Origin of the sequence: Capnocytophaga sp. oral taxon 329 str. F0087 (assembly GCF_000213295.2) — a bacterium.
GTDB classification, from domain to species: domain Bacteria; phylum Bacteroidota; class Bacteroidia; order Flavobacteriales; family Flavobacteriaceae; genus Capnocytophaga; species Capnocytophaga leadbetteri_A.
In genome coordinates this window covers 21,525-31,777 of the sequence record NZ_KN390009.1, presented here as the reverse complement: position 1 = coordinate 31,777, position 10,253 = coordinate 21,525, and the positions used below count along the sequence as shown (strand labels likewise).

Below are 10,253 nucleotides of genomic sequence, written 5' to 3'. Positions count from 1 at the left end.
GAAGAGTATAGTCTTCGCCTTCTACACCTACTTTTTCTTGACCAACAACTATTCTTCTTTTTAATGAGTTACACCCACTAAAAAACATTAATATACTAATGACAAAGATCGTTAGGATTTGCTTCACGTTCATATTTTGCTTTTTTTCTTGTTCTCGTAAGTTTCTAAAAACTTTAAAAACAAATAAGTTTTGTAAGAAATATCAGAAACAATATAAAATAACAAACAATAACATAGTATGCTGCTTTATAATGTTTCACTATATATTGTTTTAATAACTCTAAAATAAAAATAACTATAGGGATTGCTACTACATTTACTATAAGAATTTCATACCACTGATAATCTACAATACTTTTGCAAAGATATAGGCTACTCAACACAAAATACCCTATAAAGAATGGATTCTTAAGAAACTGCACTACATTGGCTACTGTTTTACCCTCCTTATATTTTTCAGAATATATAAAAGGCACTACTAAATGTAAAGTAATAAGTACTACTATATTCATTAAATAAGAGTCAGCAAAATATTCTTTTTGAAAGTCAAATATGATAACTGACACATACATAATTAATAGCATTACATATAAAGCTATAAATATTTTAGATAAATTTTCTCTTTTCATATTGGTAAAATATTCTTTTAATTAATTAACGTGAGTTAAAAAAGATGTACTTAACTCACGTTAATTAAAACATTAATTTTCAGATTACAAAGATATCTCCTAAGATAGACCTCTTACAAAGAGCACACCATTATAACTTGAATCTATCATTTACATTCCTAAAGGTATATAAAGTGCACATCATCATTCTCACCTTCACTAGCAAAACTAATAATCTCGTTATAGCTATTTAGTACTACCGCTGCTTTATAAAGTACGATACCTTTAGTAAGGTCGTAAATATAAAACGTACCTCCTCTCTCCGAGGGGAAAGGATATAAGTGTTGTTTCTTTCTGAGTATCTTACGTGCTTGGCAAAAGGTTAAGATTTTGTACTTATGCCCCTTTAGTTGTTTTTTTAACTCTAAAAGAAAATTGGTTAGCGCATCCATTTCCTCTTTATCGTGTTCTTTTGTTATTTCCATTAAAGAAAATACATCTTTAATGTTTTCATCATCAGTGTTAAGAAGCGTAGTGATATAATGCTCCACTACCTTTCGTTCTTCTTGCGCGTCATCTGGGGGTACCATTCCCAATAAAGGAATGATAAGAATAGCTATTATAAGATGTTTCATAGTAATATGTTTTCTGTTTTTTATTTTTTATTTCTTTTCTAAAGGTATATAAAGCAAAGTTCTTGCCTATCGTTATTAAAACCTATAGTAAAACTAATAATCTCGTTATTGCGATTTACTACTACCGGAGCAAACCAAAGTACAACACCTTCAGTGATATCATATATATAATAAATATCTCCTCTCTCTGAGGGGAAGGGATCTCCAAAAGTATCTGCAATTTTCTTATACGCTTGGCAATAGGTTAAGATTTTGTACTTATGCCCTTTTAGTTGTTTTTTTAAAAATAAAAGAATATCCGTTAGCTCATTCATCAGCCTTTCTTCGTGTTCTTCTGTTATTTTCATCAAAGAAAATACATCTTTAATGTTTTCGTCTTCGGTATTAAGAAGCGTAGTTACATAATGCTCTACTACCTTCCGCTGTTTTTTTTCGTCTGGGGGTACCATTCCCAATAGAGGAATGATAAGAATGAATATTATTAGCTGTTTCATAGTTTATTTAAATTAAAATATCACAGGGCAAAGATACAACCTAAATGCATTATGTTAGCATCACTTTTAGGACAAAAAATGCACTTTTCAGGATATAATAAAGTTACCTTTACCAAGAGTCCAATATAAGGTATATTATACTATTATGAGGCTCGTGTATGCTGACCATCACATCTCCCCCTTTGAAGGGGGCAGGGGGGATGTTATATGAGTCCAAAACATAATAAAAAGTTACCTTTATGACTTAAATCTCCCAAGAGTCCAATATAAGGTATATTATACTATTATGAGGCTCGTGTATGCTAACCATCACATCTCCCCCTTCGAAGGAAGTCCGCGAGTTGGCACAGCGGAGTATGTGCAAAGGGGGGATGTTATATGAGTCCAAATCACCTAATTAACCGCCCATATCCTTTCATACTCATAGCCTGCCCCCCTTAATATCTTCTCTTTGTGCAAATCTTCCAAATAAGCTAACTCCCCTTCATATAGCGGCTTACTCATACACTCTATAGCGATAGGTTTGCCCGCATCGGGCGCTAATAATATATCGATAGTATACCCCCCAAACGGATAGTCAGGGGTTATTTTTTTGTCAGGGTGTTTGGCTTTCAACCTTAGGTAAGTCTGTGTTTTCCACGCCTCTTCGCCTGCCGTTGCCGCCTGTGCGTGAGTATGCCCATAGCGGTCTAACTCGCTGAGTATCTCGGCGCGCGCTTGTTCATCGCCAGTGCTTACGGCTTTGCAATAAGCCAAATAAGCGTATAGCACAGCGCGTCGGTTGTTAGCTCCCTCGGTAGCCAAAGCCTCTTTGTAGTTGCTAAAAACCTCTTCGGGTATCGAGTTGCATACGTATATCTTCTCTTTGGCGCGGGTGATAATCACATTCAGCAGTTTGTAGCCCTTGCTGTGGTTCAGCGGACCAAAACTCTGTACGAACTTACCATCTTTCTTGCGCCCGTAGGTTACCGATAGTATGATGATGTCGCGCTCATCACCCTGTATGTTTTCAAGGTTTTTGATGAATAACCCAGCCTGCTCAAGGGCGCTGAATTTTTGAGCAAAAGCGGGGTCGTTTTGCTGCTTCAGCAGTAGTTGCTTGCGTATGTAGTTGCGCTGAGTGATGTTGAAAGTCGCAATACCCACCGAAGGATAACTGCCATCACCGCGCGGGGCTAATCGCTCGAGGGTACGAATAACCTCTACGGCTTCCTCTTTGTTGATATGCTCTTCAAAAGTGCCATCTACCTGAGCAAAGGCTATAGGGGTAAAAGGCTTCGTATTGGGCAACGGACGCAAACGAGCATTGTAAAAAGCGTGATTAGAAAAATCAATCAGATAAGGGTGGCGCGAACGATAATGAAAATCTAAGTGGTTTTTACTGAACTGATATTCAAGAGCATAGTCTAATAACGACTCTATGTTTAGCATTGCCTCCTTGCTAGAGAGCACAGCAGGCGAAGTGTCGCTTTCGTCCTCGTCCTCTTCGTCTTCAGCCGTGCCGTCAAATACTTTGCTAAAATAGTTAGAGGGCGGCATTTGGTGCTCATCGCCCGCTATCACTATGGTTTTGCCTTTTAGCATAGCCGGTAGATTGTCTTCTAGCTTTAACTGACTCGCCTCGTCAAACACTACATTATCAAAATAGAAGTGCTTGCCCTCAAATAGGTTGCAACACGCATCGGGGGTAGTCAGTACGATAGGGAAGAAGCTGGTGAAAAGGTCTATATCTTGCTGGGCTATTTGTCGCAATGTCAGTCGGTTGTGCTTCTCGCTCTTGCGCTTGTTGTACAGATTGGCTACCGTTAGTGCTGAGTGTTGCTTTTCAAAAGCCTTAACGGTGCGGCGCTGCTCCTCGTCCCAATAATACTGTATAAAAGCGTGCTGAGTGGCGGCAAAACGCTCCATTTCAGCTGTAAAGTGACTGTAAGTATGGGTGCTGAAGTTCAGACTCTCATCGGCGTGCTGCTGTTGTAGTAAGGGGTAATATACCGTCAGTAGCGAGGCTTCCCACGCCTTTACGGGGCGCAAGGCAGCTACGCATTGCTGTTGCAGAGTGCTAAGAGTTCGATACCAACTGTGCCACTGATAGGTAGCCTTTAGCGGGTGAGCGGGGTCGGACATATACTGCTTATAAATGCCGAGTGTCTGCTGCATAAAGGCAGCAAAATCGGCATAAGTAGTCCCCCATTGGGGCGCCTGTAGCCAGCCGTCGCGCTGTATGGCACTTTTTAGGGCTTGCACCTGCTGCTGTAGCAGGGGTAGGCTGTCGTCGCTTAGGGCAGGGTCGGTATAGTGCAGCAGGTCGAGGGCTGCGAAGTCAGCTGCTACCTTGTCGGCAAAATCGGCTTGGGCTTGCGCAATAGCACTGCTGTAATCGGCTATGGCAGCCTTATTAGCCCATAGGTCGGCACTGATAGCTATAGGCGAAAAATTGCGGTGTACGCTTAGCGCTTTTATCTCCTGACTTATCTGCTGTAGGCGCTGCTGGGTGCGTATAGCTTTTTTCTTTGCTGACGAAAATACGGCTGCCAATCGGTAGAAAAAGCCTTCGGTTTTCTGCGGCATAAACACATCGGAAGTAGGGGCGAGGGTAGCCGTTAGCACCTCGTACTCGGTGCGATGCTGCTCAAGGGTGGTGAGCTGTGCCGCAAAAGCTGCTTTGCGCTTTGCCTCATATTGCTGGCGGTAGGCGATAGCCGTTTGGCAGATGGTCTCCCACTGCTGCTCGTATTGCTTAAAGACCGTAGCGAGCTGCTGTTCAGTGCTAAAAAAGTTCTGCGCCGTTAGGGTGTCGGGGGCTAAAAAGTCGGTGTTAGCATAAGGACGGTAATCTTCGTATAGGCGTTCGCCCTCTTGCCATAGCGCCTTGAGGGTAGCCCATTCCTCATCGGTGAACTGAAAGTGTACACCGCTGAGGTCTATAGCCTCGCAATCAGGGGCGTATTCTAATAGCTTGGCAGCTATGTACGTCCAGTTCTGTCCGGCTATTAGGGGTTGGTTTAGCTTGTGGTGAATAGCATTGATAGCCGCTTTGTGGTTTTGTAGGGTGACTATCTGCTCTGTTAGCGTTTGTGTAGGGTTGTCGGCAGAGGGTTTTCTAAAGTCGGGGGCATCGAGGGTTTGGCGTACCGCCTCTACTATCAGCTTGCGGTCGGCAATAGCGTCTTTCACCATAGTGCAGTACTTGCCCAACCCTTTTTGCTGCAGGGCGTTGTACAGCACCTCTAAGGCGGTTTGCTTCTCGCACACTACCAGCGTTTTCTGCTTGTTTTGCAGCGCATTGATGAGTATAGCCGTTAGCGTTTGGCTCTTCCCCGTACCTGGAGGACCTTGTATCAGGACTTTGCGCTGTTGCTTCAGTTGCTCCAGCACATACTGCTGCGAGGGGTCGGTGGGTACAGAGGTCAGCGTTTGAAAATCCGTAGAAGGGGTTATATCTTCCGCCTTAAAGTTGCCGATTAAACCCTCATAATCATTGATGATATTTTGTTTTTGCACCTCGAAGAGCGACAGGATACCACATTTTTCTATCATACCCTCGCCTTTGTTGGGCAAAAGGGCTTCGTATTCGGCTTTTGTTTTAAGGGGCGGAATTTCGGCGTAGTTATTCAGCAGAAAATCTAAATTCTGCTCTATTTTTAGCTGCTGAAGTATCTCGGTGCAGATAGCTAGCAGTTCGGGCTTGTCTATCTTGCCGTCTTCCAGCATCTCATCGGGTATGGGCGAAAGTTTTACCCCCGAATCGCTCTGCAGGTGGTTGATAAGCACCTCATTTAGGTAGATGGGGTCGTCTTCGTTCCTACTTATTTCCCACGTATTCATCTGGGTAGTGGGCTTCATCTTCACCGACCATATCAGTATAGGGGCAGCGGTTAGCTGCCCGTCGCTCTTGTCGCGGCGCAGCAGTATCGGGAAGCCAAAGCCCAAAGTGTTGATACCCTTTTCAGCGCTAACTACTTCATTCTGAAAGATAAGCGTTTCGATATGGGTAACGAGTTTTTGCAGTTCGGGGTTTTCATCGGCTGTTTTTGGGGGAGTAGCAGCACCTCGTTGGTCTATATTAGTACTTTCGGTATCGTAGATAGAAAACGAAAATTTAACATTGCGCAGCGTAAGCATATCCAGCACCAAGCGCTCGGGCAAGCTCTTGAAGATAGCCGACAGCCGCGCAATATCAAATTTATAACGCGAATTAGCCGGTATGGCGTTGAGGTGAACGCCGCGCCGGTTGCCTACTTTCAGCTTGTGTTGCAAAGCCCTAAAAATTTCAGAGGATAGAACCATTTTTTTATTGTGAAATATGAATTGGCTACAAAGGTAAGAATAATTAGCAAATTACCAAATTCACAAATTAGCAAATCTGCCTTCAATTCGCTATAGGTAAGATACACCTTCCCTTTACCATCACCGAAGGATGACCGAAGCTCCCAGCCTTCCCAATCCTCCCAGCCCTCCCAGCCTTCCCATCTAATCGTCAAATCGTCAAATTGGCAAATCGCCCAATCGCCAAATCAATAAATTTGCGCATTTGCCAATTATATACTACCTTTGCCAAATTAATCGCCCAATCGGCAAATCGCCCAATTGGCAAATCGTCAAATCAGTATGAACCTCCTTACTTCCCAACAACTAAAGCAGCTCGACGCTTATACCATTCGCACTCATAAGGTTTCGCCTTGGTGCTTAATGGAGCGTGCTGCCGACCTGCTTTTTCAGTGGATACAGCAGCATTTGTCCGACCGCAATAGCTTTACCATTCTCGCTGGTAAGGGCAATAATGGCGGCGATGGCTTGGCACTCGCTCGCAAGCTGATACAGGCTGGCAAGCAGGTAACGGTATATATACTGCAAGTGGGCAGCCATTCGTCTGACGAGTATCGGCAAAATGAGTCGCTACTGCACGCTATGGGGGTACAGCCTATAGCGGTAGACGAACACAATTACAGCAAAGTAGTCAATTTCGAAGAGGTAGTCATCGACGCTGTTTTTGGTATAGGCTTCAAAGGCGACCTGCCCGAGTGGCTACAAGCACTATTCGATTGGCTCAATCTAGAGGCTGCCTTTCGTGTTTATGTGCTGAGCGTCGATATGCCTTCGGGCTTGCCTACCGATATGCCTCCTGCCGATGCGCACGCTTTTGTGCATCCTCATATGGTGCTTACCTTTCAATGCCCTAAGCTGCCGTTCTTCTTGCCGAGTACCGGTAAGTTTATCGGCAAATACGAAGTGTTAGAGGTATGTGCCTTAGCCGAAAGGGGCGATAACTATGCTGATGAACTTTTTAGCGAGTACCATTGCGTAGACGCTGCAATGATAGCCGAGATACGCCAGAGCCAACACCTCGAGCCCCGCAGGCGCTTTAGTCACAAAGGTACTTATGGACACGCGTTGTTAGTAGGGGGTAGTTATGGCAAAATGGGGGCTGTGGTGCTCAGCGGTACGGCGGTGCTCCGAAATGGTGCGGGCTTGCTCACGGTCGCCATACCCGCCTGTGGCTATACAGTGCTGCAAACGGCATTGCCCGAGGCTATGGTGCTTACCAGCGATACCGATAAGCATTTTAGCAGCATACCAATACTTTTTACCCCTTCGGCTATAGGCGTAGGCGTAGGTTGGGGTACGCACCCCGATACAGCAGCTGCCTTAGCCGACCTATTTGCGCAATACCCCGATACTCCGTTTGTGATAGATGCCGATGCGCTCAACCTGTTGGCGCAGCAGCCTGAACTTTGTCAGGCATTACCACAAGGGGCTATACTCACCCCTCACCCTAAAGAGTTAGAGCGGCTAATAGGCAAATGGACAGATGATTATGACAAGTTAGCCAAAGCGAAAGCCTTTGCCGAGAAACACCGAGTAGTCTTAGTACTCAAAGATGCTTATACGATGATTACCGACGGCGATGCCTTTTGGATAAACACTACCGGCTGTCCCGCGTTGGCAACCGCAGGCAGTGGCGATGTGCTCACCGGTATGCTTACCGCACTGCGCACACGTGGCTACGGGGCGTTACAGGCAGCTATCTTAGGGGTTTACCTACACGGACAAAAAGGCGAGCAGGTAGCCAGCCGCATAGGCGAAGAGGCACTTATAGCAAGAGATTTAGTAACATTTTAATATGAAACACCGATTACCCATACTATTATTAATATTTACCATTGCCCTGACTTTGTGGCAGTGTGCCCGACGTGGTTCGCCTACCGGAGGAGATAAAGATACTACTCCCCCTGTGCTCCTACAGGCTTTTCCGCCCTCTGGCACTACTAACTTCAGCGGCAAGCACATCCGACTTTCTTTTGACGAATTTGTGGTGACGAAAGACCTGCGCAAGCAGCTTATCATTTCGCCTCCTATGAATACGTTCCCTATTATATCGCCTACCTCTGCCTCGCGCAAGTTAGACATTAGTCTGCTCGATACCCTCAAGCCTAACACTACCTACGTGCTTAATTTTGGCAATAGCATACAAGATTATAATGAGGGCAATCCGTACACCGACTTCAAATACGTATTTTCTACCGGAGCCACTATCGATTCGCTTTGGTACGAGGGCGATGTCACCGATGCGCTGATGCCTGAAGCTGACCTATCGGTTACCCTGATGCTCTACCCTTATAACGAGCAGTACAAAGACTCTTTAGTCTACAAACACAAGCCTACCTATGTTACCACCACGCTCGATAGTCTTCACAGTTTTGTGTTTGAGTTCCTTAAAGAGGGTAAATATAAGCTGATAGCCCTAAAGGATAAGGGGGGCGACTATCTGTTTAACCCCAAAGACGATAAGATAGCCTTCTTAAGCGAACCCATTACAGTCGAAGACCTTAAGGGTAAGCCACAGGGCTCCTATCCTAAACTGCGATTGTTTAAAGAAGAGCTTCCTTATAAGGCACATCGCCCTACCCAAGCGGCGGCCAACCGTATTAGTTTTGGTTTTGACGGTGGCACTAAGGGGGTAACGATTACTCCTATATCGCCCACTACCCCCGACTTTCGCTATACGGTAGCCAAAGACGCTAAGAAAGATACGCTGCACTTCTGGTATCAACCCAGTCAGAAAGACTCGCTTGTCTTTACGGTGGCGCATCAGCAGCGGGTAGATACTTTTCGCCTGAGGCTGAAAGAGGGCAAGGACGTTAAACCCGATAGCTTGCAGATAGAAAGCGTTTTTTCTGGCGACCTGCCTATGTATAAAGACTTTGCTTTCAGAAGCAATATCCCACTGACAAAAGTAGACCCTGCTAAGATAAAAATACTGCAAGGCAAAGACTCTTTGGCGAAAGCTGTCCCTTTCAAGGCGGTATTAGATAGCACGCAGTTGCAATACACGCTCTTATTCGATAAGAAAAACGATGAGCAATACCGCATCGAGGCGTTGCCCCACGCTATGACGGACTATTTCGGCGCCACTAACGACACGCTGAATATTAAACTTTCCACTAAAAAAGCGGAAGACCTGTCGATATTTAAGCTCCACTTAAAAGCTGAAGAGGGTAAACTTTCTTTCCCGATATTGTTACAGCTTACTAATGAGAAAGCTACCGAGGTACTGCAAGAGCTGTATATAGAAAAGCCACAGGTGGAATACGTATTTGCCAATGTCAATCCTGCCAAGTTGCGTTTGCGCCTGATAGAAGATCGCAATGGTAACCGCCGTTGGGATACGGGTAACTTCCTACAGCAGCGACAGCCCGAAAGGGTATGGTACTTCCCCCCTATAGTAGAACTCCGTGCCAACTGGGAAGTAGAAGAAACTTGGCAACTGAAAGACGAATGATAACAACAAAGTCGCGACTTTTATAAAACTTTGTGATTAGAATTATTTTCGTACCTTTGCAGATAGAAAATTAACAACCTTTTTTATTATGAGTAATCTACCAAAATATGAAGTGAAAATTGGTGAAACAGCTCTTATCTATAATTTTATTAGTGAAGGAAGCAAAGGGAAGATTATCAAAATCATCTCTTTTCAAGAAACTAATATAAACAATTTCTATAACTTAGGACTTGTAGATGAAAATCCTATCACCGGAGAATTAGATGATCAAGTAGTTTCTAATAACGGAGATACAGAAAAGGTATTAAATACTGTTGTTTCTGTTATTTATGATTTCACAGAACTTTTTCCTGATGTGTGGGTGTACGCTGAAGGGAGTACCCCATCCAGAACAAGGTTATACCAAATGAAAATTGTAAAATACTTTGATATTGTTATGAGAGATTTTCACTTGTTATGCCTTTTGAATGGAGAATGGGAGGAATTTCGCCCTAAAGTTAATTATGAAGGCTTTGCGATAAAAAGAAAATAAAGACTATGAGTACAAAAGAAAAACAAATAAACAATCACCCTATGGTGAAAAAGCCATTGAGAAAAACATCTCATTATACAGTCTTAGAGGTAGATACCTCTCTAGACAAATATCTAAATGCACCTATTTTTACTAAAAAATTAGCGCGTGTAAATGAAAAATTAGAAAAGGTAGGCTTACCTAAAACCATCGTAAATTAAACAT

The 10,253-nt window shown here is 43.8% G+C and carries 8 protein-coding genes; 4 read left to right on the top strand and 4 right to left on the bottom strand.

Annotated features, from left to right (window positions below; all coding sequences use genetic code 11):
• Positions 1-173 precede the first annotated feature (173 nt).
• The 4 genes from HMPREF9074_RS07000 to HMPREF9074_RS06985 all read right to left on the bottom strand — a co-directional run bounded on the left by HMPREF9074_RS07000 (position 174) and on the right by HMPREF9074_RS06985 (position 6,024).
• A complete protein-coding gene (locus tag HMPREF9074_RS07000) occupies positions 174-629 on the bottom strand; it encodes a hypothetical protein (protein ID WP_009390291.1) in 456 nt (151 codons plus the stop codon).
• A gap of 158 nt (positions 630-787) precedes the next feature.
• Complete coding sequence (locus tag HMPREF9074_RS06995; RefSeq protein ID WP_009390293.1) at positions 788-1,243, bottom strand: hypothetical protein; 456 nt, start codon at positions 1,241-1,243, stop codon at positions 788-790.
• A gap of 38 nt (positions 1,244-1,281) precedes the next feature.
• Positions 1,282-1,737 carry a hypothetical protein gene (locus tag HMPREF9074_RS06990; RefSeq protein WP_009390295.1) on the bottom strand — a complete coding sequence of 152 codons (456 nt, stop codon included), beginning with the start codon at positions 1,735-1,737 and terminating at the stop codon, positions 1,282-1,284.
• Positions 1,738-2,130: 393 nt separating this feature from the next.
• The gene (locus tag HMPREF9074_RS06985; protein WP_009390298.1) at positions 2,131-6,024 is read right to left on the bottom strand and encodes an AAA domain-containing protein; all 3,894 of its coding nucleotides are present in this window, start codon (positions 6,022-6,024) and stop codon (positions 2,131-2,133) included.
• A 321-nt stretch (positions 6,025-6,345) separates the two neighbouring features.
• On the opposite strand from HMPREF9074_RS06985, the gene HMPREF9074_RS06975 reads away from it, so the two are divergent.
• The 4 genes from HMPREF9074_RS06975 (at position 6,346) to HMPREF9074_RS06960 (ending at position 10,249) form a co-directional block, all read left to right on the top strand.
• Positions 6,346-7,857 carry an NAD(P)H-hydrate dehydratase gene (locus tag HMPREF9074_RS06975; RefSeq protein ID WP_009390300.1) on the top strand — a complete coding sequence of 504 codons (1,512 nt, stop codon included), beginning with the start codon at positions 6,346-6,348 and terminating at the stop codon, positions 7,855-7,857.
• Between the two features lies 1 nt (position 7,858).
• Complete coding sequence (locus HMPREF9074_RS06970) at positions 7,859-9,517, top strand: Ig-like domain-containing domain (protein ID WP_009390307.1); 1,659 nt, start codon at positions 7,859-7,861, stop codon at positions 9,515-9,517.
• Positions 9,518-9,605: 88 nt separating this feature from the next.
• Positions 9,606-10,049 (top strand): DUF6934 family protein, encoded by a 444-nt coding sequence (locus HMPREF9074_RS06965; RefSeq protein WP_009390309.1) that lies wholly within the window; start codon positions 9,606-9,608, stop codon positions 10,047-10,049.
• 5 nt (positions 10,050-10,054) lie between these two features.
• Positions 10,055-10,249 (top strand): hypothetical protein, encoded by a 195-nt coding sequence (locus HMPREF9074_RS06960; protein WP_009390311.1) that lies wholly within the window; start codon positions 10,055-10,057, stop codon positions 10,247-10,249.
• The last annotated feature ends 4 nt before the right edge of the window (positions 10,250-10,253 follow it).

Bases quoted from the DNA above. Each gene is read 5' to 3' on its own strand.
- HMPREF9074_RS07000 (WP_009390291.1), bottom strand. From the start codon at position 629: ATGAAAAGAGAAAATTTATCTAAAATATTTATAGCTTTATATGTAATG.
- HMPREF9074_RS06995 (WP_009390293.1), bottom strand. From the start codon at position 1,243: ATGAAACATCTTATAATAGCTATTCTTATCATTCCTTTATTGGGAATG.
- HMPREF9074_RS06990 (WP_009390295.1), bottom strand. From the start codon at position 1,737: ATGAAACAGCTAATAATATTCATTCTTATCATTCCTCTATTGGGAATG.
- HMPREF9074_RS06985 (WP_009390298.1), bottom strand. From the start codon at position 6,024: ATGGTTCTATCCTCTGAAATTTTTAGGGCTTTGCAACACAAGCTGAAA.
- HMPREF9074_RS06975 (WP_009390300.1), top strand. From the start codon at position 6,346: ATGAACCTCCTTACTTCCCAACAACTAAAGCAGCTCGACGCTTATACC.
- HMPREF9074_RS06970 (WP_009390307.1), top strand. From the start codon at position 7,859: ATGAAACACCGATTACCCATACTATTATTAATATTTACCATTGCCCTG.
- HMPREF9074_RS06965 (WP_009390309.1), top strand. From the start codon at position 9,606: ATGAGTAATCTACCAAAATATGAAGTGAAAATTGGTGAAACAGCTCTT.
- HMPREF9074_RS06960 (WP_009390311.1), top strand. From the start codon at position 10,055: ATGAGTACAAAAGAAAAACAAATAAACAATCACCCTATGGTGAAAAAG.